Source organism: Aeromonas sp. MR16, assembly GCF_022549315.1.
GTDB classification, from domain to species: domain Bacteria; phylum Pseudomonadota; class Gammaproteobacteria; order Enterobacterales; family Aeromonadaceae; genus Aeromonas; species Aeromonas aquatica.
In genome coordinates this window covers 30,677-54,595 of record NZ_JAKZFK010000011.1, presented here as the reverse complement: position 1 = coordinate 54,595, position 23,919 = coordinate 30,677, and the positions used below count along the sequence as shown (strand labels likewise).

20 protein-coding genes, 3 tRNA genes and 1 riboswitch are annotated in these 23,919 nt (G+C 59.9%); of the genes, 13 read left to right on the top strand and 10 right to left on the bottom strand.

The window, feature by feature from the left end; genetic code table 11:
* Nucleotides 1-18 precede the first annotated feature (18 nt).
* Nucleotides 19-1,176, bottom strand: coding sequence for a M23 family metallopeptidase (locus MM194_RS10415; protein ID WP_241343525.1), 1,158 nt, complete (start codon nucleotides 1,174-1,176; stop codon nucleotides 19-21).
* A gap of 471 nt (nucleotides 1,177-1,647) precedes the next feature.
* Between MM194_RS10415 and MM194_RS10410 the strand changes: the two genes are divergently transcribed.
* Complete coding sequence (locus MM194_RS10410) at nucleotides 1,648-2,088, top strand: GNAT family N-acetyltransferase (RefSeq protein WP_241343572.1); 441 nt, start codon at nucleotides 1,648-1,650, stop codon at nucleotides 2,086-2,088.
* Nucleotide 2,089: 1 nt separating this feature from the next.
* Here the strand turns inward: MM194_RS10410 and MM194_RS10405 are convergent, their stop codons facing one another.
* A complete protein-coding gene (locus tag MM194_RS10405; protein WP_033132592.1) occupies nucleotides 2,090-2,632 on the bottom strand; it encodes a DUF1439 domain-containing protein in 543 nt (180 codons plus the stop codon).
* A gap of 96 nt (nucleotides 2,633-2,728) precedes the next feature.
* Between MM194_RS10405 and cls the strand changes: the two genes are divergently transcribed.
* Both cls and MM194_RS10395 read left to right on the top strand, forming a co-directional pair.
* Complete coding sequence (gene cls, locus MM194_RS10400; RefSeq protein ID WP_241343524.1) at nucleotides 2,729-4,210, top strand: cardiolipin synthase; 1,482 nt, start codon at nucleotides 2,729-2,731, stop codon at nucleotides 4,208-4,210.
* A gap of 109 nt (nucleotides 4,211-4,319) precedes the next feature.
* The gene (locus MM194_RS10395; protein WP_241343523.1) at nucleotides 4,320-5,588 is read left to right on the top strand and encodes a DUF945 family protein; all 1,269 of its coding nucleotides are present in this window, start codon (nucleotides 4,320-4,322) and stop codon (nucleotides 5,586-5,588) included.
* 67 nt (nucleotides 5,589-5,655) lie between these two features.
* On the opposite strand, the gene purU is transcribed toward MM194_RS10395, so the two are convergent.
* Nucleotides 5,656-6,492 (bottom strand): formyltetrahydrofolate deformylase, encoded by an 837-nt coding sequence (purU, locus tag MM194_RS10390; RefSeq protein ID WP_033132589.1) that lies wholly within the window; start codon nucleotides 6,490-6,492, stop codon nucleotides 5,656-5,658.
* Nucleotides 6,493-6,738: 246 nt separating this feature from the next.
* A riboswitch (FMN riboswitch) is annotated at nucleotides 6,739-6,885 on the top strand.
* Between the two features lie 104 nt (nucleotides 6,886-6,989).
* Between purU and ribB the strand changes: the two genes are divergently transcribed.
* Together ribB and MM194_RS10380 are read left to right on the top strand one after the other, a co-directional pair.
* Nucleotides 6,990-7,643, top strand: a complete 654-nt coding sequence (gene ribB, locus MM194_RS10385) for a 3,4-dihydroxy-2-butanone-4-phosphate synthase (protein ID WP_033132588.1) — start codon at nucleotides 6,990-6,992, stop codon at nucleotides 7,641-7,643.
* 223 nt (nucleotides 7,644-7,866) lie between these two features.
* Nucleotides 7,867-8,109 (top strand): Lpp/OprI family alanine-zipper lipoprotein, encoded by a 243-nt coding sequence (locus tag MM194_RS10380; RefSeq protein ID WP_010634682.1) that lies wholly within the window; start codon nucleotides 7,867-7,869, stop codon nucleotides 8,107-8,109.
* A gap of 140 nt (nucleotides 8,110-8,249) precedes the next feature.
* Here MM194_RS10380 and MM194_RS10375 read toward each other — a convergent pair whose 3' ends face one another.
* Nucleotides 8,250-9,098, bottom strand: a complete 849-nt coding sequence (locus MM194_RS10375; RefSeq protein ID WP_033132587.1) for a tetratricopeptide repeat protein — start codon at nucleotides 9,096-9,098, stop codon at nucleotides 8,250-8,252.
* Entirely contained in the window at nucleotides 9,095-9,817 is a 723-nt protein-coding gene (locus MM194_RS10370; protein WP_033132586.1) for a 4'-phosphopantetheinyl transferase superfamily protein, read from the bottom strand. Before MM194_RS10370 ends, MM194_RS10375 begins: the two co-directional genes overlap by 4 nt.
* 275 nt (nucleotides 9,818-10,092) lie before the next feature.
* Here MM194_RS10370 and MM194_RS10365 point away from each other — a divergent pair, with 275 nt between their 5' ends.
* The 3 genes from MM194_RS10365 (at nucleotide 10,093) to MM194_RS10355 (ending at nucleotide 12,648) form a co-directional block, all read left to right on the top strand.
* A complete protein-coding gene (locus MM194_RS10365) occupies nucleotides 10,093-10,581 on the top strand; it encodes an NlpC/P60 family protein (protein ID WP_033132585.1) in 489 nt (162 codons plus the stop codon).
* 150 nt (nucleotides 10,582-10,731) lie between these two features.
* Entirely contained in the window at nucleotides 10,732-11,673 is a 942-nt protein-coding gene (gene rlmF, locus MM194_RS10360) for a 23S rRNA (adenine(1618)-N(6))-methyltransferase RlmF (protein ID WP_033130481.1), read from the top strand.
* A gap of 252 nt (nucleotides 11,674-11,925) precedes the next feature.
* Complete coding sequence (locus MM194_RS10355; protein WP_033130480.1) at nucleotides 11,926-12,648, top strand: MaoC family dehydratase; 723 nt, start codon at nucleotides 11,926-11,928, stop codon at nucleotides 12,646-12,648.
* A 79-nt stretch (nucleotides 12,649-12,727) separates the two neighbouring features.
* Here the strand turns inward: MM194_RS10355 and MM194_RS10350 are convergent, their stop codons facing one another.
* Together MM194_RS10350 and MM194_RS10345 are read right to left on the bottom strand one after the other, a co-directional pair.
* Nucleotides 12,728-13,714 (bottom strand): DUF481 domain-containing protein, encoded by a 987-nt coding sequence (locus MM194_RS10350; protein ID WP_241343571.1) that lies wholly within the window; start codon nucleotides 13,712-13,714, stop codon nucleotides 12,728-12,730.
* A gap of 24 nt (nucleotides 13,715-13,738) precedes the next feature.
* Nucleotides 13,739-14,656 carry a L,D-transpeptidase family protein gene (locus tag MM194_RS10345; RefSeq protein ID WP_033130479.1) on the bottom strand — a complete coding sequence of 306 codons (918 nt, stop codon included), beginning with the start codon at nucleotides 14,654-14,656 and terminating at the stop codon, nucleotides 13,739-13,741.
* 392 nt (nucleotides 14,657-15,048) lie between these two features.
* Between MM194_RS10345 and MM194_RS10340 the strand changes: the two genes are divergently transcribed.
* Nucleotides 15,049-15,138: transfer RNA gene (locus tag MM194_RS10340), tRNA-Ser, on the top strand.
* Between the two features lie 332 nt (nucleotides 15,139-15,470).
* Here the strand turns inward: MM194_RS10340 and MM194_RS10335 are convergent.
* Nucleotides 15,471-17,339 carry a potassium transporter Kup gene (locus MM194_RS10335; protein ID WP_033130490.1) on the bottom strand — a complete coding sequence of 623 codons (1,869 nt, stop codon included), beginning with the start codon at nucleotides 17,337-17,339 and terminating at the stop codon, nucleotides 15,471-15,473.
* A gap of 559 nt (nucleotides 17,340-17,898) precedes the next feature.
* Between MM194_RS10335 and MM194_RS10330 the strand changes: the two genes are divergently transcribed.
* A complete protein-coding gene (locus tag MM194_RS10330) occupies nucleotides 17,899-18,765 on the top strand; it encodes an SPOR domain-containing protein (protein ID WP_241343522.1) in 867 nt (288 codons plus the stop codon).
* 300 nt (nucleotides 18,766-19,065) lie between these two features.
* Here the strand turns inward: MM194_RS10330 and MM194_RS10325 are convergent, their stop codons facing one another.
* Entirely contained in the window at nucleotides 19,066-22,503 is a 3,438-nt protein-coding gene (locus tag MM194_RS10325; RefSeq protein ID WP_241343521.1) for an ATP-binding protein, read from the bottom strand.
* Nucleotides 22,504-22,751: 248 nt separating this feature from the next.
* Here MM194_RS10325 and MM194_RS10320 point away from each other — a divergent pair.
* A tRNA-Gly gene (locus MM194_RS10320) sits at nucleotides 22,752-22,827 on the top strand.
* Nucleotides 22,828-22,884: 57 nt separating this feature from the next.
* Nucleotides 22,885-22,958, top strand: a tRNA-Cys gene (locus tag MM194_RS10315).
* 57 nt (nucleotides 22,959-23,015) lie between these two features.
* Here MM194_RS10315 and MM194_RS10310 read toward each other — a convergent pair.
* Entirely contained in the window at nucleotides 23,016-23,303 is a 288-nt protein-coding gene (locus tag MM194_RS10310) for a hypothetical protein (protein ID WP_241343520.1), read from the bottom strand.
* Nucleotides 23,304-23,520: 217 nt separating this feature from the next.
* On the opposite strand from MM194_RS10310, the gene MM194_RS10305 reads away from it, so the two are divergent.
* Nucleotides 23,521-23,721 carry a YbfA family protein gene (locus MM194_RS10305; RefSeq protein ID WP_033130475.1) on the top strand — a complete coding sequence of 67 codons (201 nt, stop codon included), beginning with the start codon at nucleotides 23,521-23,523 and terminating at the stop codon, nucleotides 23,719-23,721.
* Nucleotides 23,722-23,919 lie beyond the last annotated feature (198 nt).

Below are 23,919 nucleotides of genomic sequence, written 5' to 3'. Positions count from 1 at the left end.
TTTTCTGTTACTTGATGACTAGTCGAGGCCATGGTTGTAGACCGGCTGCCAGGCGCAGACTCGCTGGTTGTTGCGACCGTCTTGCAGCCAGAAACGGTTGCAGTTGTCGTCGTAGTTGCTGTTGCCCACGTTGATCCCATAGCTGCTCAGGCGTTGCCCTTGCAGAGATTGATAGACGCCGTTACGCAGCAGGGAGAAGTGCAGGTGCGGGCCGGTGGAGGACCCCCCCTCGCACAGGGCATCGTTGCGGTTGCCGGCATAGGTGCCGATGGGGCTGTCTGCCGTCACATAGTCGCCGCTGCGCACCGAGATGCCGCTCATGTGGTAGTAGTTGGTGGCCCAGCCATTGGTGGCGGTGATCCTGAGCTGGCAGCGGGAGAAGACGGTGACGGTGCCGCTGTTGGCGGCAGTCACGGTGTAGGTGGCGCCGCCCCAGCCCGGCCAGTCGTAGGAGACGTCGATGGAGGTGTAGGGATAGCCGGAGCCGCTGTGGGAGTGGGCGCCGTTGACCTTCCAGCTGTATCCCTGCCGCCAGGGGAGCTGGAACTGGCCGGAGGCCAGCCGAGCCGGGGAGTCTGCGATGCTGGCCTTGGCGCGGGTCAGGGCATCGGTCCCGAACAGGATTTTCCACTGCTCGGTCAGCCGCTGCTGATCCTGCTCGCCCAGCAGGCTGGCGAGGGCGAGTCTATGGGCATCGTCGCGGGGGAGGGTGGGGCCTATCTGCGTGTTTTGCTGCTGACTCCTGGCCTGATAGAAGCGATCCGAGAGCTGGCGGGCCATCTGCTCCAGCTGGTTATCGAAGCCTTTCGCCTTGACCAGGTTGGCGAAGGGGGCCGCCATGGCCTGCTTCGAGGGCGCCGAGATGAGCTGGCTATCGGCCTCCATCAGCGCCAGCAACAGTTGGGGGTTGAGGCTGGTAATACCGCTCCAATGCAGGATCACCTCCTCCTTGGGCAGCAGATGTGGCGCCTGTTGCAGCAGGAAGTCGTGCAGATCGAAGGCCATGGCGGCCTCGCCAAACACGAAGTGAGCCTCCTCCAGCGGTAGCGCCGGACTATGGTCAGCCCTTAGCTGTGCGCTGCTGAAGTGATAAGGGGCGGACGGGGCATGCAGATCACCGGCCCAGGCGAGGGCGGGGAACATCAGCATCAGTAAGGGGGAGGTCGTCTTGAACATGCTCTTCTCCTTGCGACTTGGCATCCTGAGATGCGGACGGGATGGCTCCTGTGTCGGCAACGACAGCGCCTGGCTATGCCAAGGTCTTACCCTAGAAGGAAAAGCATAAATCGCTACTCAAATGAATCTTTATTTTGGGTATGATAACAATAATCATTGTTAATTAATATTTACGTTAATGTTTTACCATTCTAAATCAAAGTCTTGCGATCCCATCTATGGCATAGATCCGTAAAGCGAGTAGGATGATCCAGGCAGTCAATTGAACGGGCAAGTCAGCCTGCTCTTCAGCGGAAGCTGAGATGACAGGGGGATAGTCATCAGGCTATTGGCTTCTTTGTAAGTTAAAGGCGTGTTATTTTGTTGTACCAATCCAACTGGTCCGATCTGCAAGGCAAGGTCGGACGATAAAGGCAAAAAGAGAGGGCCTGGGTGGCCGAAAGTGACATGGGTGTAACAAGCTGCCGGGCGATGGAGCTCAGCTTCGAAGAGTACTGTGATGCGGATCTTTCCCTGATCAGGGACTACTACGAGACGACGTTTTCCCACTATGTGCCGGATCTGGCCGAGCGGATCTTCGTGGTGCGCGACGCCCACTGGCTGGTGGGCGCCGTGCGCCTGCGCGATGAGCAGGATTACTACCATCTGTGCGGCTTTCGACTGTTGCCCCATTACCAGTCCTTGGGGCTGGGCTCTCGTCTGTTGCAGCGCGCCTGCAACGATCTGCTGGACAAGCCCGTGGTCTGTCACGCCCTGCCGTTCGAGAAGCCGTTTTACCTCAAGGCGGGCTTCGCCCATCTCTCATTGCACGAGCTGGATGGGCCCCTCTATACCCTCTATCACCAGCAGCGCGAGCAGGGTTACCAGATCGAGCTGCTGGTGCGTCAAGCCACGCCCACGATTTACAACTGACTCACCGGGGCTTGGTCAGCAGATGGATCTTGCCCGGTGACAGCTCCAGCCCCAGCAGATTGTCCTTGAGCCAGGCCTGGTTCGGATCCTTGTCATCGAGCTTGTAGACGGGCTGAGTCTCCAGCCGCTTCTCCATGCTCTGCAGCAGCATCCTCAGCATGAAACCAAACTTCTGTTCCGCCGCCGCCGGCTCCAGCTTGTAGTCAATCAGCTTCATATTGTCGAGAAACAGGGCGCTCTGGGCCTTGTCGTAGCGCGGCCTGGCCTCATAGGTCATGTTCAGCAGCGCGTCGTACTCGGTCTGATCCGGCAGGGCGATCTTCAGCTTGCCCTTGCCAAACACCCTGGCGGTATCCGGACTCTGGCGGCCGATCTGGACGTCGCTCTGCTCGAGCTGGACATGGGCCTTGATGATGCCGGGCAACTCCAGTTGTTTATCCACTTGCACCTGGGATTGCAGGTACTGATTTATCTGTTGCTCATTGATGTCATATGAGCCTTGACCTAGCATGGCCAGACTCAACAGCATAGATTGCAGGATCATGCTAACGACCTGATAGAATGGGTTTGTTCTTCAGCATACCATTCTGGCTCTGTGGGGTCTGCCCACTCTATTTCACCATGACATCAAGGAGTCGCCTTGCTCGACGGTCTGGAATACGACGTTCAGTTGCTGTTTTCTCGCTTTCTCGGCTGGTTGCTGCTCTTCTTCCACACCGTGATAGTGGCGGGGGTGTCGCTGCGGGTGGTGATGAAGCGGCGTCCCATCGGGGTGTCGCTGGCCTGGCTGGCCCTCATCTATGCCATCCCCTTCGCCGGGGTCGGCTTCTACGTGCTGTTTGGTGAAATCAGGCTGGGCCGCAAGCGGGCCGAGCGGGCCCAGGCCATGTACCGGCCTTACGCCATCTGGATCCGCCAGTTGGCTCGCCTCTTCCCCCAGCACTGCTGCGAGGTGGGCAGCAAGGCGCGGCCGCTGCACGATCTCATCCAGGGGCGGCTGGCCATGCCCATGCTGTCCGGCAACCGGATGACGCTGTTGCACAAGCCGGATGCCATCTTGCAGGAGATAGTGCGCGACATCCGCCACTCTTCCCAATCCTGCTATCTGGAGTTCTACATCTGGCACCCTGGCGGGCACGCGGACGCGGTGGGCGAGGCGCTGATCGAGGTAGCGGCGCGCGGCGTGGATTGTCGTGTGCTGCTCGATTCCATCGGCAGCAAGGCGTTTTTCCGCTCGGCCTGGCCCAAGCGGCTGCGCAAGGCCGGGGTCAAACTGGTGGAAGTGTTGCCGGTCGGAGCCTGGCGTATCCCGTTCCAGCGCCAGGACTTGCGCATGCACCGCAAGCTGGTGGTGATCGATGACAAGGTGGGTTACACCGGCTCCATGAACATGGTGGATCCCCGCTTCTTCAAACAGGATGCGGGGGTCGGCCAGTGGGTCGACATCATGATCCGGGTGCAGGGGCCAGTGGTGCCGCTGATGTGGTCCACCTTCGTCTCCGACTGGGAGATGGAGACCGGCGAGCGGCTGCTCGACAGCCTGCAGCACGAGCCCGAAGCCTGGCCCCAGACCAACTATCGTGCCCAGCTCATTCCCTCAGGCCCCTTCGTCGGCGGCGACTGCATCCAGCAGAGCCTGCTGCTGGCCATCTATCAGGCGCGCCACCACCTGGTGCTGACCACCCCCTATTTCGTGCCGGACGATCCGCTGGCGGCGGCGCTCTCCTCGGCGGCGGCCCGCGGCGTGCTGGTGCAACTGGTGCTGCCGGCACGCAACGACTCCCTGATGGCCAACCACGCCTGCAACTCCTTCATGGAGGAGCTGCTCGAGGCCGGGGTCGAGATCTATCGCTACGATGCCGGATTGCTGCACACCAAGAGCGTGCTGGTGGACGACGACTTCGCCCTGGTGGGCACAGTCAACCTCGACAGGCGCAGTCTCTGGCTCAACTTCGAGGTGACCCTGCTCATCGACAATCCGGTGTTTGTCGCCGAGATGAATCAGCTGGTGCAGGGTTACATGCTGGAGGCGACTCCCATGTCGCTGGCCCAGTGGCGGGCCCGCCCCTGGTACAAGAAGCTGCTGGAGAACATCTTCTACCTGTTCAGCCCCTTGCTATAAAAACGCAGCAGTGACCGCAGATAATGGGTTCTGAGCCGGGAAGGTACTTGCCTGTGTCCCCATCTGCCCCGTAGAGTGCGCCAATACGCCTTTAGAGAGTGAGATCAAGATGAAAAAGAAAGTGGCCCTGGCCGTCGGTGCGGTATTGGTGGCAGGCGGACTGGCCGCCTGCTGGTATACCGGACAAACCTTCGACCGGATCCTCGCCGAGGAGATCGCCAAGGTGAAACAGGGCAGTGGCGTCGAGCTCACCTGGACCCCAAGCAGCGAGAACCTGTTTACCCGTGACGGCGTGCTCAAGGTGGTGGTGACGCCGCAGGCGCTGGCGAGCCTGGATCCCCAGTTGGCGGGGAGCGAGCCCATCGAGATGGATCTCAACAGCAGCAACCGCATCTTGCCGTTCTATATCAAGAGCCAGCTGCTGCTCGATACCGCCAAGGGGACGCTGGCCCCCGTCTTCACCGCCCTGGGCATGCAGCAGTGGCAACTTGGCCTCGAATCGGCAAGCAGCCTCCTGACCCAGAGCCAGAGCGCCCGCTTCTGGCTGAGCGACTTCAAGGTCAAGGAGGGGATGAACGAGATCAGCTTCCTGCCCCTGAACGGCAGTTACAGCGGCGATCTGGATGGCAATGGCCACATCACCTTCCAGTGGCAGGGAATCACCTTGCACGATGCCCAGAGCAAGATGGACATGGTGCTGGCGGATCTCAAGGGCAGCGCCGATGTGGCCGAGATCAGCGGCGTCTGGCTCTCGCCTCGCAGCGATGCAACCCTGTCCGCCTTCTCCCTGACGCTGCCGGAGAGCGCCAAGCTCTCCCTGCAGGGGCTGACCAGTTCGACTCAGTTGGCGGGTGACGATGCCCAGACCCTCTCCAGCCGTTATCAGATGAAGGTGGCGACCCTCAATCTGGAGAACGAGGGCGACAAGCTGGCGCTGACCCTGGGCAATCTGGATCTGTCGTTGAAGGGGCTGGATCTGGAAGGCTATCAGACGCTGCAGGCGGCCAGTGGCCAGCGGGTGGACGAGGCGGCTATCCAGCAGGCGCTGGACAAGATGCTGCAACGGGGCGCCACGCTGGAGCTGGCGGATCTCAGCGCCCAGCTCAATGGCGAGCCCGTCAGCGTGAAAGGGGAGGCCAAGCTGGCACCGACCTCGCTGGAGCAGCTGATGGGGAGCGAGGAGGGGATGCAGGCCCTGTCCGGGCTGCTCCATGCCAGCCTCGGTGACAAGCTGGGCAAGGCCGTTCCACAGCTGGCACCCATGCTGGCGCAGTTCACCGCCCAGGGTTATCTGAAGGCGGAGCAGGAACGGCTCAATGCCGAATTCAAACTCGAGAAGGGCATGGCGACCATCAACGGTCTGGCGCTGCACGAGTGAATTCAGGCAAATAAAAAAGGCTCCCTCGGGAGCCTTTTTTGTTGGTGTCGTGCTGGCTGCTACGGCCTTACTTGAACACCACCGTCTTGTTGCCATAGACGAAGACGCGCTCGTTCAGGATCAGCTCCAGTGCCCGGCTCAGCACGGACTTCTCCACATCCCGGCCCGCCTTGGCCATGTCGTCGGCGCTGAAGGTGTGGCCGACGTGGATCACGTCCTGCTCTATGATGGGACCTTCATCCAGATCGTCGGTGACGAAGTGCGCCGTGGCGCCGATCAACTTGACCCCGCGATCGAATGCCTGACGATAGGGGCGGGCACCGATGAAGGCGGGCAGGAAGGAGTGGTGGATGTTGATGAGCTTGCGCGGATAGGCCTCCACGAAGCTCGGGGTCAGCACCCGCATGTACTTGGCCAGGATCACGTAGTCGGGCTCATAGCCATCGATGAGGGCGCGCACCTGCTCTTCGTGCTCGGTCCGGCTCAGGTTCTCATGGCTCACGCCGTGGAAGGGAATGTCAAACTTGCCGGTCAGCTCGGCGAGGGTGTCGTAGTTGCCGATCACCGCCACTATGTCCATGTCCAGCGCGCCGGCGTAATTCTTCATCAGGATGTCGCCGAGGCAGTGGGTCTCCTTGGTCACCAGGATGACGATCCGCTTCTTGCCCGCCTTGACCAGTCGGCGCTGGGCGCCAGCCGGCAGGGCATCGTCGAGATCCGCCAGCAGGGTCTCGTCGTTGAAGCGCCCCTCCAGCTCGGTGCGCATGAAGAAACGGCCATTCTCGTGGTCGACGAACTCATCGTTCTTGTTGATGTTGAGCTGGTGCTTGTAGCAGATGTTGGTGATCTTGGCGATGAGGCCCTTGGCGTCGGGGCAATCCGTCAGCAGTATTTTCTTTTCCATCTCTGTCATGATTCCGTTTGTGGTGTTGGCGCCTGAGTCTGTGCAGGTCGCGTTTTTTCTGGCCTGTGGTCAGGCGCATTATTTTTCGGGTACTTTTCTCGGCAATATGCCACAAACAAAATCAGAAAAGACAGCGCGCCGTGCGCCCTTGCCGCAGGCTGACCGCAACGAAGGCAGGCTGAACCCGCCCTGTCGCTGATGGTTTTTAGGCTGGTATCCAGCGCTTTTTTTCTTTACGCTGTCTGCGCTTATTCTCAGGGCGGGGTGAAAGTCCCCACCGGCGGTATCCCGATCTGACTCGGGGAGCCCGCGAGCGCCCGACCTTGGTCGGGGTCAGCAGATCCGGTGAGATGCCGGAGCCGACGGTTATAGTCCGGATGAAAGAGGATAAGACAGAGTGTGCCGGTCAGGCCCCTTGGGGCTGGCTGCCGCATGCCCACTTCTGTCTGCCTTCCCATGCCCTGATTCTGGTCCTTGTCTTATTTAGGAGTCTTACCATGAATCAGTCTCTACTCAGTGAATTTGGTGATCCCATTGCTCGCGTCGAAGCTGCGCTGGCCGCATTGCGTGCCGGTCGTGGCGTGCTGGTGGCCGACGATGAAGATCGCGAGAACGAAGGTGACCTCATCTTCGCCGCACAAAGCATGACCAACGAACAGATGGCCATGATGATCCGCGAGTGCTCCGGCATCGTCTGCCTCTGCCTGACCGATGAACGGGTACGCCAGCTGGAGCTGCCCATGATGGTGGAGGCGAACTCCAGCCACTACCAGACCGCCTTCACCGTGACCATAGAAGCGGCGCAGGGGGTGACCACTGGTGTCTCCGCCGCCGATCGCATCACCACCATCCGCGCCGCCATCGCCGACGGTGCCCAACCATCGGATCTGCACCGTCCAGGCCATGTCTTCCCGCTGCGTGCCCGTACCGGTGGTGTGCTGACCCGACGTGGTCACACCGAAGCCACTGTCGATCTGATGCAGTTGGCTGGGTTGAAACCCTTTGGGGTGTTGTGCGAGCTGACCAAGCAAGATGGTTCCATGGCCCGCTTGCCCGATCTGGTGGAATTTGGTCGCCAGCATCAGATGCCGGTGCTGACCATCGAAGATCTGGTGCAATACCGTCAATTGTTGGCAGAACGTTCAGCCTGAGCTTCATACGAAATTGAAATAAGTACATTTTTTGGTTACGCTTTGCACGAACCTCATCCAGGGCACTCATTTTTGACTTAGGTTTGCACAAAAAGTGTACGTTTAAAAAAAAATGAGGGTTTTAATGCGTTTATCTGCGATGGGGCCTATCCAAACTCGGATTTATTTGTGCCATAATCACGCCGCTTGCTAAACGTCTGGCGAGTTAAAGGGAGCTTTAAAAATGAAAAAAATGTTGTTGGTAGGTGTTGTTGGTCTGTCCGCTCTGCTGGGCGGTTGTGCAAACACCAGCGAACTGGAAACTTCCGTTCAGAATCTGTCTAACAAAGTTGACCAACTGGCTCAAGATGTTAGCGCTGTTCGTGCTGATCAATCCAAGATCGCTGCTGATGTTGCAGAAGCCAAGCAAGAAGCTATGCGTGCTAACCAGCGCATCGACAACATGGCTACTTCCTACAAGAAGTAATCCATGCGAAAAAATGGCGCATTTTAATGCGCCATTTTTTTTGCCTGAAATTCGTCACATCCCGCGTTTTGCCATCCTTCGCCTGAACAAGGCAATGCCGATAGCTCGGCATCACCCAGACTTCTTATTTTCTCTCTCGATCAATACAGCAGGCTATAGAGCTTGCGACGGTAATTCTGCGCCACCGGATTGGTGCCCATGGTCGTCAGAATATCGAGATAGATCTTCTTGGCATCGCCAAACGCCATGTCGCGCTTGAGGATGCTGAACAGCAGTGCCAGGGCTTCTTCCTGCCGACCGACCTGGCTATAGAGCACCGCCAGCTCCTGACTGAGTGCATCATCTCCCGGGTTTGCCACATGACGAGTCTCCAGGGCTCGTAGCTCGGGGCTGTCCGCGGCCTGCAGTGCCAGCGCCAGACGAGAGCTCAGCGCCTGATAGTGATCATCCTGCGCCACCATGGGGATGGTCGCGAGCAATGTCTGCGCTTCTTCCAGCAGATTCAGATCCAGCGCGGCTTGCACCAGCCACAGGCTGATGTCGTGACGCTCCGGTGCCAGCTGGTGCGCCTTGGTGAGGTGAGCGTGGGCGAGATCGGCCTGCTCTTCGGCCAGCGCCTGTTTGGCCTGCTCGAGCAACAGCTCTTCTTCCTTGGGGGCGAAGGCGGCGAAGTACTGGCGCAGGGTGGCCTCATCTTGCGGGCCTTCCAGGATGGCCTGCTCGTCCGGCCGGCCCTGATGGAACAGCACCAGTGCGGGCAGGGCGCGCAGACCCAGCTGGCTGGCCAGCGGCTGCAACTGGGGATCATTCATATCGACCCTGGCGAGGGTGACCTCTGCATTGGCCGGGCCGACCAGGGCCTCAACCAGCGGGGTCATGCCCTGGCATTCTGGCATCTGGGGCGCATGGAAATAGATGACGACCGGTTTCTTCATGGACGCATCGATCAGTTCGGCGTGGAAATTCTGGGGATTGATGTCGACGATCATGAGGCTGACTCTCGGAAAATGGTGTGAGTTAACATGGGGCCTAGGGGGGTGGATTTCAAGCGCCCATCCAGCAGGTAGCCATTGACACTGCGGGTTGGGGCCGCGAGGCAGAGCCAGCCGCTGCCCAGTGGCCAGTCCTGCACCTGATAGGACTGGGTGTCGAGTCGGTTCTCCAGCCGCCAGTCCTCCTCGGGCATGAAACACACCTTGTCGAGCCCGGCGGCAATACCGTTGCCCTGGGCCTTCAGCACCGCCTCCTTGCGTGACCAGAGGCGATAAAATGCCGATTCCTGCCCCGCTTCCGGCAATGCCGCCAGCCATTCGTATTCACTCCGTGCATAAAAGCGCTGTGCCAAGGGCAGTATCTGCCGGCGGCGCAGGCCCATCTCTATGTCGATGCCGAGCGGCCCTTGCTGGCAGAGGGCGAGCGCCAGCCAGTCGCCGCTGTGACTGAGATTGAACTGCCAGTGATGGCTGCACAGGGCGGGTTTGCCATGAACGTTGGTGCAAAACTGCAGTTCATCGGCCGGGCAACCGAGCCGCTCGGCCAGCAGGCGGCGCAGCAAGACACGGCCGAGCAGGTACTCCCGTTGGCGATGTGGCTGCCGGATCTCATGCCAATGACGCAGTTCCTCCAAGGAGAGCTCGCCAGGCAGCGATATCAACTGGTCGGCGTCGATCTGAGCTGGTTTTAACAAATAGAGATCCGCAGAGATCATAATTTTTCACTTAAAAAAGAGGCTGAAGTAGCGATAAGGATCAGTTTTGGCTGGCCCTCATGGTCACTTTCGGGATTGTATATTGTTTGGGCATGATCACATTAATTATGAAAAATAATGCATTTCCTTGCAAAAATGTGATGTCGATAGGGATTTTCACTTGCCTCGATAGAATTCTTGGATATAGTCGGGTGCTGTTGCCTTATAAATTGCCCTTCCGGGCCGTATTTTAACAAGTTTTACTATTTTGCGGGGATAAAGGATTGCGCCACCTGATGCTACTGCTGGTCGCGCTCGGAATGGTGGGTTGTGCCTCGGCACCCCAGACCGAGGTCGCGAGCAAGATCGAAGTTTCCATGATGGAACCCGTGGTTGAACCGGAAGCTTCGCAGACACCCGATGTGAACGAAATCCTGACCGTATATAAAGAGTGGCGTGGTGTTCCCTATCGCATGGGAGGCAGCAGTCAGCGTGGTATCGATTGTTCCGCCTTCGCCCGTGAAGTGTTCCGCAATGCGGTCGGTATCGAATTGCCCCGCGATACCCGCTCCCAGGTCCATGAGGGCACGCGTGTTGCCAAGCGGGATCTGGTGGAAGGGGACCTGGTCTTCTTCAAGATCAGCAAGCGCCTGAATCATGTGGGCATCTATGTGGGCAACGGTGAATTCATCCATGCCTCCACCCGAGCCGGGGTGACGCGCTCCAAGCTGGACAGCTCCTACTGGCGTGGCAAGTTCTGGCAGGCACGCCGGATCGAGATCTGAGTCAGGCTGGACAAACGGCTCGTAGTACGGACTGTTTCTCCAACCTCACTTGAACCGGGCTCTGATGGCCCGGTTTTTTATGGCCGCCGTTTAGACTTTCCGTCATCAACTCTCTATAGTGTGGCCCCCTTGAACCTCGGCAGGCCCAGCATGAAGACCCAGCATAAATCCGGATTGCACCCGCGCAATCGCCATCAAGCCCCCTACGATTTTGACGCTCTCTGCCAGCGCACGCCCGAGCTGCGGCCTTTCGTGTTCATCAACGAGCACGGCACCCAGACACTCGACTTTGCCGATCCTGCCGCCGTCAAGACGCTCAACCGGGCCTTGCTGGCGCTGCACTATGGCATCCAGCATTGGGATCTGCCGCCGGGCTATCTGTGCCCGCCCATCCCGGGTCGGGTGGACTACTTGCACCGAGTGGCGGATCTGCTGGCCGAGAGCGCGGGGGAAGTGCCCACCGGCAAGGGAGTGCGGGTGCTGGACATCGGCGTGGGGGCGAACTGCATCTATCCCTTGCTGGGGGCCCGTGAATACGGCTGGCGCTTCGTGGGATCGGACATCGATCCCGTCTCGGTCAAGGCGGCCAACCTGTTGGCGAGCAGCAATGGGCTGGCCAGTCAGATTGCCTGCCGTCATCAGAGCGATCCCAAGCAGATCTTTCGCGGCATTGTTGGCCCCAGGGAGCGCTTTGCCCTGACACTCTGCAATCCGCCGTTTCACGCCTCTCTGGCCGAGGCGAGCAAGGGGTCTGAGCGCAAGTTGCGCAATCTCGGCAAGGCGGTCGCCGGGGCACCTGTGCTCAACTTTGGTGGCCAGAAGGCCGAGCTTTGGTGCGAGGGGGGAGAAGCGGCATTTCTGGCGGCCATGATAGGCCAGAGCAAGGAGGTCGCCAGCCAGTGCCTCTGGTTCAGCTCGCTAGTGTCGAAGAAGGAGAATCTGCCGGCCGCCAGGAAGGCACTGGCACAGGCGGGGGCGAGTGAGGTTCGGGTGATCGACATGGCGCAGGGCAACAAGGTGAGCCGGATCCTGGCCTGGAGCTTCCTGGATGCGGCGAACCGGGCCGACTGGTGGTCAGCCCGGATCGATTGAGTGAAAATGGGGGCCTTGAGGAAAAAATACCCTGAACGGCTCCCTTTTCACGCCCATCATTTCCGGTGACGTTGTCGCCACGTTAATCGTTTTTACTGCACATTCAAGCCTGGTTTCCCCCGCAGGTTAGTGATCACTCTCACCTCTGGTACAGTTGTACGCCGAGATTTTTTTGCACTTACTGGTGAAACTTTCATAAAATAGGACTGGTTAGACCTCTTTACAGGCATTGAATCGAATAGGGATCGGTAAATGAAAGTTGTCGATTTTCTGAAACACAAGCGCGAGATACTGGCGCAGCACCCCTTTGAGCTCAAGGATTGGCTCTCTCCGGCGATCCGCGACTACTGGCGTGAGTTTCAGCAAAAAGCACACCTTCACCCGCTGCTGGGTCGGGTGCTCGACCTGCAGGCCGAGCAGCAACTGCTGCGACGGCAGGGGGCGGCTCAGGCTCAGGCGGTCAACAGCCAGCCGGTTCTGACCGAGGAGAACCCGGTCGAGCTGAGCGGCGAGGCGGCCAGCCTGTACGCCGAGTTGCAGGCCCGGATAGGGGAAGAGACCCATGTCGGCGAGTGGCTGCAGGTCAGCCAGCCGCTGATCGATCGGTTCGCGTCCGTCACCGGGGATCACCAGTGGATCCACACCGATCCTGAGCGCGCGGCGGCCGAGTCACCCTTCAAGACCACCATTGCTCACGGCTTCCTGACCCTGGCCCTGCTGCCCCAGCTGACCGGTTCGGTGGACGAGGCGACTCCGGAGTTTCCCAGTGCTCGCATGGTGGTGAACTTCGGCCTGGAGCAGGTGCGTTTCCCGTACCCCATCAAGGTGGATAGCAATATTCGCGCCCGTACCAAGCTGTCCAGGGTCACCCCCATCAAGGGCGGGCTCGAGTTGCTCAAAGAGATCAAGATAGAGATCGAAGGGATCCGCCGCCCCGGCTGCGTCATCGAGTCTCTCACCCGCATCTATTTCTGATCCCCCTCCTCGTTTGACGCGGATAAACACAGGCCCACTTCGGTGGGCCTGTGTCGTTTCTGACGTTTGGCGGAGGAGATTAGAAGCTGGCCCCCAAGGTGATGGTGTGGCGCCACTCCTTCTCATCCAGGCTATCCCTGAGACCACCATACTCGAGCCAGGTATCGTCCCAGCTCAGCTCGCTCGACCAGGAGAGGCGCAGGTGATCGTTGAAGTAATACCTGAGCCCCAGGCTGCCGTTGATGGACTGGTTGCGGGTCAGGTAAGGGGAGGGCTGGTCGATGAACTTCTCGTAGCTTCCCTTGCTGAACAGCTCGAACCGCTGCTGCCAGACGGAGACAGGCTGGCGATAGTCCCATCCCAGGCTGAGATAGGGGTAGTTGATGATGCGGTCATCGAACAGATCCGAGCCGCTCCAGACGTCAGGGGTGAAGTAGGAGCGCTGTAGACCGATTTGGCTGATCAACTCCAGCCGCCGCCGCTTGTCGTTCCAGAAACGATAACCTGGTCCCGAGGCATAGCTCAGCTCCAGGTAGTTGCTGTCGATCAGGTCGTAGTCGGCATCGAGGGAGGAGCGCAGGAACCAGTGCTCATCGAAGAAGAAGTCCAGCTTGGGGCTGAGTTTGTACTCGTGGCTGTCGGTGATGCTGTTCGATGTCTCGTAGATGTACTCCCCATCCAGGGTGTAACGCCAGTCCAGGTTGGCCAGCTCTGTGGAGGCCTTGAGGTTGACGTTGTTGGTCTTCTTGTCGCTCTCCTTCAACTTGATGTTGAGATCCCCTGTCCCGCTCCAGAACCAGGCGTTGAGCTCATCCGGGGAGTCCAGCAACGGGATCCCCGTCCTGGTCAGCGGCTTGGGTTGCTCCTGTTTGTCCAGCCGCCAGCGCTTGATGGCATCACGTGGGATGGTCAGGGCCTGGCTGTAAGCTGGCTTGATACTGATCTGCTCGTCGGTGATCTCCTCTATGGTGCCGGTGAGGCGATCGCCGTTGTGCATCCACAGTATGTCTGCCCACACTACTGGGCTGGCGAGCAGGGCGATCAGGCTCCAGGGCCCGTATCGCAGTGCGGACATAGCCGATCCCATCAGTTAGCCGCTGACGGGCTGGGGCAGCCCGTTTTTGCTGTCGAGCACGGCCGTCACCCGAGCGCTGTCCACCTCGGGGGCCGCGATGAACTGCTCAACCTCGGCGGACAGCACCAGGGGGGCCCCCTCGGCCAGCTCTTCCTCGGTGCGGGACAGAGGGGAATGGACCTCCAGCCAGCGTCGGCCGTCCGGCTCCACCGCCATCTTGACCGGCTGATTGATCACCCGCACCTGAGTACCGACCGGTACCAGTTTGAACAGGGTCTCGATGTCGTCGGGGCGCAACCGGATGCAGCCCGCGCTGACCCGCAACCCGACGCCGAAATCCTTGTTGGTGCCGTGGATCAGATAGTCCTTGTTGCCATAACCAAGCCGCATGGCGAACTTGCCGAGGGGATTGTCCGGCCCGGGGGGAACCACGGCCGGCAGGTCTATGCCTTTTTGCTCCAGCCAGGACTTGCGCACCATGGGGCCGGGCACCCAGGTCGGATTCGGATTCTTGGCAATGACTGTGGTGGTCATCTCCGGCGTCTCGCGGCCGATGTCACCGATGCCGATGGGCAACACCATCACCTCCTGTTTGCCCTTGGGGAAGTAGTAGAGCCGCAGCTCGGGCAGGTTAATGACGATCCCCTCTCTGGGCACATCGGGCAGCAACATCTGGGTTGGCAGGGTCAGCCGGGTGCCCGGGGTGGGCAAATAAGGGTCAACCCCCGGATTGGCCTCGAGCAGCGCCAAAAAGCCAATCTGGGTATGTTTACCCACCAGCTCCAGGTGGTCGCCCTCTTGTACTATGTAATCTTCCAGCTCGCCGATGAGGCGGCTGCCGTCCGGCGGGAGGGGATAGGTGATGGACCAGACCGGCGCGGCCCAGAGGCTGGCAACCACCAGCAGCAGTGAGGCGATACGTGTATACAACATGGTTTTTCCTATCAGCATGTCTTGAGGGAAGCGCTTCCCTCCCAAAAAAAGAGCTGGGATTGTTAACCAATAGCCCGGTGATTACCAGCGCCGGAGCCAGGTATGCCCGAGCCGGATTTATGCGACTCTTGCGCTCTTTTTAGCCTGCAGGCCTCTATTTTCCTGGTCTCATTGGACAAGGCCGCAGCCCGGAGAAAGGCGGCAGGGGGGATGGAGCATCGACAAGTCCCGACACGGCCGCGTGGTCACGCCGGGATGGGGAGCGGATCTGGATGGGGAATGCCCCTTGGGTGCACTTTGCCGTTAGGTGCTGATTTATTAGGCAGTCATCTGATCTGCAACGATATTTACATTGATTTCCCGACTTGGGTTGGGTCAATATGAGGGCCCGTGGAGAGATGCCGGAGTGGCCGAACGGGATTGACTCGAAATCAATTGTGGCAGCAATGCCACCCAGGGTTCGAATCCCTGTCTCTCCGCCATTTATGTCCTTCAAGCCCGCGCCAGTCGCGGGCTTGGCATTTCTATCCTATGCCAGCCCATACCTCAGTTCAGCTATAGCCAATGCCTCTCTTCCCTTGTTCAGGGGACGCTTCTCTGTTGGGGGCGGAGGGAAGGGCAGGGAACCTGGGTAAATTCCCCCACACTGGGTCCATTTCCCATTCGCGAACGCCACTGATGTACAGATCTTGATGTCACCATACACAGCCATGGCTGTGTATGGTCGGCGTACCTCTCTACCCCGTGAATATGCCGGTCGGGTCTGCCGTTGCCGCGGCTGATTCAGGGGGAGGGGCGTTGCCGAGACGCGCACTCAGAGTTCGAGTTGCACGCCCAGCTCCACCACTCTATTGGTCGGGATCTGGAAGAAGTCGGTTGCCCGAAGAGCGTTGCGGTTCATCCAGATGAATAGCTTCTCACGCCAGCGCGCCATACCCGGTATGTCCGTGCTGATGAGGTACTCGTAGGAGAGGAAGAAGGAGGTGGTATTGAGCCTCACCTTCAATGCCTGTTTGGCGCAGGCCTGGAAGATCTCCTCCATCGATGGCGTCTCCTGATAGCCGAAATGGGCCACCACCTGCCAGAATCCTTCCCCGATCTGCAGCAGTTCCAGCCGCTCCTCCCCCGTCAGCCAGGGCTCATCCTTCACCTTGATGGTCAGGAAGATGACCCGCTCGTGTAACACCTTGTTGTGCTTGAGATTGTGCAGGAGTGCGTGGGGCACGACCTTGATGGACTTGGACAGGAACACTGCCGTTCCAGGTACCCGCAGCGGCGGACGGATCTGGATATTGTCGACGAAGCCCTGCAAGGATAACGCCTGGCTCTCGAGTTTCTCGAGCACCAGCTCGCGGCCACGCTTCCAGGTGGTCATCACCACTATGATCAGCAGGGCAAACAGTACGGGCAGCCAGCCGCCCGCGAGGAACTTGGTGGTATTGGCGCTGAAGAAGGCCAGATCCATCACCAGCAGCGGCGTGCCCACCAGGCCGATCAGCCAGAGCGGCTGTTTCCAGCGATGGAAGGCGACCACCATCAACAGCAGCGTGGTGATCACCATGGTGCCGGTCACGGCGATGCCGTAGGCGGCCGCCAGGTTGCTCGAGCTCTTGAACCAGAAGATCACCAGCACTATGCCGCCGAGCAGCAGCCAGTTGACCAGCGGCAGATAGATCTGCCCCTTCTCGTGCTCGGAGGTGTGGCGGATCTCCTGGCGCGGCAGAAATCCGAGCAAGATGGCCTGGCGCACCACCGAATAGGTGCCGGAGATGACCGCCTGAGACGCAATCACGGTCGCCATGGTGGCCAGCACGATCAGCGGCAGTGTCATCCAGCCGGGGGCCAGCAGGTAGAAAGGGTTCTCGATGGCCTCGGGGTGGCGCAGCAGCAAAGCTCCCTGGCCGAAGTAGTTGAGCAGCAGCGCCGGCATCACCCAGCTATTCCACGCCAGCTGGATCGGACCCCGTCCGAAGTGCCCCATGTCGGCATAGAGGGCCTCGGCTCCGGTCACGCACAACACCACGGCGCCCAGTACCACGAAGGCCGTCCCCGGTCTCGCCAGCAGGAAATCCAGGGCGTAGAGCGGGTTGACGGCTGCCAGGATGGCGGGCGTCTTGGCGATTTCGAGTACGCCGAGCAGCGCCAGTATGGTGAACCAGAGCAGCATGATGGGCCCGAACCAGCGTCCGATCCCGGCGGTGCCGTAGTGCTGGACGCCAAACAGCACCACCAGTACGACCAGGGCGATGGGGAGCACGAAGGGCGCGAGAGCCGGGGCCATGATCTCCAGCCCCTCGACGGCGGAGAGTACGGAGATCGCAGGAGTGATCACCGCATCCCCGACAAACAATCCGACCCCGGCCAGCCCCAGCAGCATCACGATCGCGCGCGTGCGCGGGGAGAGGCGCCGGGCGGCGAGGGAGGCCAGGGTCAGTATGCCCCCTTCCCCCTTGTTGTCGGCCTTCAGCACCAGCAGCACATATTTGAGCGACACGACGAGCATGATGGTCCAGAAGAAGAGGGAGACGATGGCATAGATCTCTTCTTTACCCGGCTGTAGCCCCATATTCCCGGCAAAACTCTGCTTCAGGGCATAAAGCGGACTGGTGCCTATGTCACCGTAGACGACCCCCAAGGCCGCCAATGTGATGGCCATACGGCCTTGCCCCGCTTCGTTGCTCATCATGAAATCCCATTTCAATTCATTATGTTAACCATAGTATGGCTTGCTATCTCGAAAGTGAAATGGCGACTGTTGGCGGGCTGATCGGGTTGGGCTTTTTGCTGTCTGCCCGTTCCACCGGCAGCCATGGGCTCTCGTAACCCCTTTGGAGGGGCAAGACCGTTTCTCCTCGGTGTATGGGCCGCTGCAGAGGGGTCGGCCGCGTATTCAGGCCAATTCTGCCCAAATGATCGGCTGGCGGCGGCCAGATCCCGATGGACAGCCGGTGAATTCAGGCCGAGTTCAGCGCTACCCCGGTATCGTTTTCCGGCGTTTTATGCGGTGTAACGAGTAACAGGCAGAGATGGCTGCTGGTGCCGTTGTCCAGATTGCTCCTTCGTCCTGCATCGATACGCGAAGTGACAGCGTCGGGGCCAGATCACGGATCTGCCTGACCGGGTCGCGTTCATCAAGGATGTTATCTCCTGCCCATGATTCACTGGCTTTGATGCTGGCCGGTGATCTCTTTTCGTGGCCTCGGTGGCCCTCTAACCATGCTCATGACGTCCTGGAGGACATGATGACCGAATCTCATCTGCGCAAGTGCAATACCCCTTCTCTCATTCGCCAGATAGTGCTCGGTCTGGTCGCCGGCATCTTGTGCTTCCTGGTACTGAGTTATTCAGATCTTTCTGCTCGAAAGGACGAGCCCGAGGTGGGGGTGGCCGCTCCTGCGCCGGCGGACGCCAGCTTGCCTGCCGCCGGCTCGGATCAGAGCAGTGGCGCCACAGCAACCCTGATCCCGCCGGCTGAGACCGGGTTCTCCCTGCCTTCTGCTACCGAGTCGATCGAAGGGCAGGCCGATGGTATGGCCGGCACGCTGGCCCCCATGCTGGATATGCCGGTCAGCGGCGCCTTGCCGACCGCGACCGAAGAAGTAATGGCGCCTGAGCCGCCAATGCCAATGCCCGCCGTCCCCTCTGCTCCCTTGGTTGCGGCCGAGCCTGCAGCGTCCCCCGAGCCGGTGTCCAAGTCAGCCTCGGAACCTGTGTCCAAACCTGCCACCGAGCTTGTGTCCAAGCCAGCCTCGGAACCTGTGTCCAAACTGGCCCCCACGCCCGAGTCGCAAGGCAAGGCATCCGGCAAGGTCAGCCTGACGCCCGCCAGCGTCCTGAACCAGAAGAGCATCAACCACCTCAGTATTCAGCTGATGGGAGCAGGCAGACTGGATGCCATCGAGCAGTTTGTGCTCGCCAATCGGCTCGCCGACAAGGTGTGGGTCTATCGAACCAATTTCCATGGCCGCCCCTGGTATGTGGTGCTGCAAGGAGATTATGCCGACCTGAGCCAGGCGCAGGCGGCCATTCGCAAGTTGCCGCCTGCCCTGCAGAAGGCGGAGCCCTGGCCCAAATCCTTTGCCCAGGTGAATAGAGAATTGACGCCATAAGCCGGGTGATAGGGGATTGGCCTGAGTGAACATGCTTCATCCTAGAGGCGTTGGGTTGCCGGCGCCCTTGGGGGATACGTGAGAGTCGGCTGACATGGGATAGGCAGTATGCCCTTGTCTCTGATGTGCCAGGCCGCTTGCTGAATCGCACTGCCCTGGAGGCGTTGCCCCTTCGCTCTTTATGACACCGCCCCTAATGCACCATACCCGCGTCAGTCGCGGGTGTGGTGTTTTTGGCATGCCATCTGCTCAATCCCTCCTGGCAACGGGATACATACCACCCGAGATCGCACCGGATCATCAGCCCTTGCGGTTGGCGAGCTGGCGCAGCAGCTGGGTGCTCTGGTGCAGGCTCTGTTGCTGGGCCTCGTTCAGGGGGCACTGCTTGAGCACGTATTCGGCGCTGGCCACCACCGTCTTCCAGCGCGGCGCCTTGGGCAGGGTGTCCAGGCTCAGGTACTTGTCGAGGGTGCGGGTCTGGGGGCTGGATCTGTCCATGTAGACGCGCCACAGCTTGCTCTTCTCCGCCAGCACTATCTTGCCCTTGCCGGTACTCTGCTGCCAGGCATCTAGGGTGAGGTGCATGGTGTCCACCAAAGCCCGACGCAGTGGTTCGTCATCCTGCTGGCGGATGAGGTTGTCGGCCAAGGAGCGGAACTCGCCTCCCAACCGACTGAGCTCGCCCAGCAGTTGGCCATCCTCGATGATGGCCTGACGGGACAGGCTCTTGAGGGCGTTCTCCAGCGCCATCACCCGGTTGTCATCCTGGCGAGATTCGGTACTGAGGGTGAGGGCGAACGCGCTCTGACCACCGAGCGTGATGGGCAGGGCACGGGCGTTGAGCGCATCCCGCTGACCCGCCACCAGGAAGGTGAGATCTTGCTCGGGATTCGTCACCATGTCCGGCCATTGACTGGCCAGCGGCGCCGCCAGCCACTCGTCCAGCGGCAACCCCTCCATGGCTTCCGGCTCCTGTCCCAGCAGGCGTGCCAGCACCCGGGAGGCAAACAGCACAGTGCCCTGCTCGTCGATGAAGACCATGGGATCGGCCCCTTCCCCGAGCAGGGTCAGCAGCCGCTCCTGATCCTGGTGAAGTTGCCCTTGCAGGCGCAGGCGATGCTCTATCTCCTGCTTGAGCAGCCGGTTCTCCACCAGGGAGGCGCGGCCGGCGCTGGCCTCCAGCAGGGACTTGACCCGGGCGAACAGCTCCTCCTTGCAGAACGGCTTGACCAGATAGTCGTTGGCGCCGGCGTTGAAGCCTTCCTCGATGTCCTTGGGCTGGTTGAGGGCGGTGAGCAGCAGCACCGGCAGTTGATCCTTGGGGTGTTGCTCGCGCAGGCGGCGACAGACATCGAAGCCGGACAGGGTCGGCATCATCACATCCAGCAGGATGAGGGAGACCGGCTCCTGAGCGAGCTTGGCGAGGGCGTCGTGGCCATCGCTGCTCGGCAAGATGCGGTAGCCACAGGGCTGCAGCAGGTGGCGCAGTATGTGCAAGTTGATGGGCTCGTCATCCACCACCAGGATCAGGGGCGCATCGGCCGGCGGCAAGGGCAGATCGTCGCTCTCCCAATCCGGCAGGATCAGCGGCTGCTGGCGTACCAGCTGGTGCTCGATCTGGCGGCTGTCCAGGGTCAGCCCACCCGCCTTGCCACTGGCGAGCGGCAGGGTGAAGGCGAAGGTGGAGCCGACGCTGGGTTCGCTCTCCACATAGAGCTCTCCCCCCATCAGGTGCACCAGCTGACGGGTGATGGAGAGGCCGAGGCCGGCCCCCTGCTTGCTCACCTCGGGGCTCATCTGCACCAGCGGCTCGAAGATGTGCTCAAGGTGCTCTTTGGGAATGCCGATGCCGGTGTCGGTCACCCGGATGCGCAGGAATTGCCCCTCCACCTGGGCACTCAGCACCACCTTGCCCTGGGGGGTGTACTTGATGGCGTTGCCCACCAGGTTGTAGAGCACTTGTTCTAGCCGCTGCTCATCGGCCAGCACCGGCGGCAGCTCGAGCGGGCTGATGTCCACCAGGCTGAGGGGCTTGGCCTGCACCAGGTGCTGACAGAGATCCAGCACCAGGCGGATGACCCCCTTGGAGGCGACAGGCTGGGAATGGATCTCCAGCTGGCCGTAGCGCATCTGGTGGTAATCGAGCAGATCGTCAACCAGCCGCGCCAGGCCGTCGGCACTCTTGATGATGAGGCCGAGCTGCTTCTGTTGGCCCTCGGTCAGGTCCTGTTGGCTGGCGAGCATGGACTCCGCCATCCCCTTGATGCCGTGGATCGGGGTGCGCAGCTCGTGGGAGGTGTTGGCGAGCAGTTCATCCTTGAGTTTGTCCGCCTGCTGCAGACTGAGGTTTTGCTTGTGGGTCAGCTTGACCTGCTGTTGCAGCTCCTGGGTCTGGCACTCGATGAGTTCAATCTTGTCCTTCACCGAGCGCTGCATGTGGCGAAACGCCTGGGCCAGGCGGTCGATGTCGTCGTCGGTACGGGGGATCTCGATCGGGTGATCCAGGGCGCCATCGGCCACCTGTTCTGCGGCGGCGGTGAGGGAGCGCAGCGGCGCCGTGATGGAGTGAGAGAGCCAGCGGGAGAACAGGGTCAGCAGCAGCAAGGAGCCGGCCCCCAGCAGGATCACTAGTGTCTCCAGCTGGCGGATGGGAGCATAGGCCTCGCTGGTGGAGATCTCGGCGATGAAGGCCCACTCGGTATCGAATACCTTGACCTGGGTATAGGCGGCCAGCACCTCGTCGTCGTGATAGGAGAGGAAGGGACCAACCCCTTGCTCGCCAGACAAGGCCTTGATGACGAGCGGGGTCTGCAGCGGCCGGAAGTTGGGGCTGAAGCTGTTCTCCACGCTAAATTCCGGCGCCAGCCAGGCGTCGGCCCGCATCCGCTTGTCCGGGCCGACGAGGATGGTCTCGCCGGTCTCGCCGAGCCCCTCCCGCTCCGCCATGATCTGGTTGAGTTTGTCCGGCAGCAGCTCGAAGATCACCACGCCGCGCACATCGTCATATTGCATGACGGGGGCGGCCAGGTAGGCGACCACCTGACCGGTCAGCTCGTTGCGGCCAAAGTCGGTGAACTCGAAGATCTGTCGCGGTTTCTGGCCCCCGTCGAGGCGGCGTTTGACCTTGGCGAAGGTGTTGCCAAGCCCGCTGGCCTGATAGGGGCCGGAGAGCAGGTTGGTGGCGAAGTTGGGGTGCTTGGTGACCGAATAGACCACATCACCATTGAGATCCACCAGGAAGATGTCGCTGTAGTTGCTCTTGCGCACCATGTCGGCATAGCCGCGGTGGAAGCGCTGGTGGACCCGGCCGTACATCTCGTCCGCCAGGATCAGGGCGCTGATGGAGGGTTCGATGACCAGCTTGCTGTCGGGTTGCTGCAACTTGTCCCAGGAGCCCGGCACGTAGCGGGCCTGGGCACGGGCACGAGCGCCCTGGGGCGTGGTGCCCAGCTTCTCGAAGGCGCCGGTGAAGCCATAGAAGCGGCCTATGCTGTCGCCGGCGAAGTCTTGCTGGGAGAAGTTGGTGATCTGCTCTTTGAGGTTGCCGAAGTAATCCTCCAGCTGGCTCTTCTTGATGTTACGTACCGACACCAGATGATTGGAGGTCTGGGTGGTGAGGTCCTTGCCGTGGCTGTAGAGGAAAAACAGGGTGACGACCAGGAAGGGCACCAGGCCTAACATGAAAAACGCCAGCATCAGCTGTGGTCTGAGCCCACGTGGCCTGAAGATCCATTTCATCGTATGATTTTCAATTGAGAATCCAGTTACTAAACGCGACAAGTCTCTGATTAAAGACTAATCATTTCAATGACTTTATCTTGAATTCGCCTACGGAGTCACAGCGGGCCGAGGGAATTTCGGCCAAGGCGTTTAAAGCCTGAGCAAACGACCGGGAAAAGTGCTGAAAGTCAGAAAAAAGGGTTGTGCCCGTGCTCGGGGTACGTATAATGCGCCTCGTTGTCGGGTAACTGACATCAGGCAATAAGGCGGGAATAGCTCAGTTGGTAGAGCACGACCTTGCCAAGGTCGGGGTCGCGAGTTCGAGTCTCGTTTCCCGCTCCAATATCTCATGACACCAAGCATGAGCATCACTCTCAAGGTTCAATACCTTGTCAGCATGGCGCGTTAGCAAAGCGGTTATGCAGCGGATTGCAAATCCGTTTAGTCCGGTTCGACTCCGGAACGTGCCTCCATCTTCTTGTACTTCCCAGCATTTCTATTCCATATCTTGTTCTCTGCGTACTCAGTGCTCACTGTTGCTCCATCAACTGCTCGCAGCCCTGCAGGCGCCACTCCTTGTGCAGATAGCGATCCATGTCGGCCAGTGCCTGGCCTCGAAACTGATACTGCATCTCCGCCGACTGCTCGGCCAGGGCCGACATCTTCTGTTTCAGCTGGCCACATTGCCACAGGCTGACGGTGGGGGTGCCCCTGTAGGCGAGCTCGATGCTGTCATTTCGATTGAGTTGCCACTCCTGCCACTGTGACCAGGCAAGCAGACCCAGCACGCTCAGGACTGCGACTTCTGCCAGTTTCATTCTCTCATCTCCTTGCCGATGTCAGCCTTCCAATTAACTCTGGCCCAGCCGCCGCGTTTTTTCATGATTGTTGTTTTTTGGTTAATTAATGTAACCCGTTTTCATTTCATGGTCTGCTGGCGGGGATTTTTACCAAAAAGCGGCTTTAATGGTGTAGTAATCCTACAGTTTGTGGCGTAATATTCACCCAGTGGTCTTACCAGTGAGGTGCTAAATCATGTTCCATCCCTTCTCTCTGACTCAGATAATCCTGCGCCGCATCTTCGTGTTGCTGGTGGGTTTACTCGCCTTCCCGGTGATGCTGTTTCGCCGAGATCGCGCCCGTTTCTACAGCTACCTGCACCGTATCTGGAACAAGACCAGCACCAAACCGGTGTGGCTCAAGATGAGCGAAAGGGGCGAGCGGATCTTCTACTGATCCCGCCGCACAATAAAAAAAGAGAGCCGAGGCTCTCTTTTTTTATTTCTGCAACACCATGAAATACAAGTCATCAGGCTTTGATTATCGGTCCCTGGCCAACCGTCCCCATGATGCCAGCCCCGTACAGCCGAGTGCCTGATCGCTGTCCTTTCTCGTTCCCTTTCCAAGGCTATCGCCACATAAAAAATGGCGGGA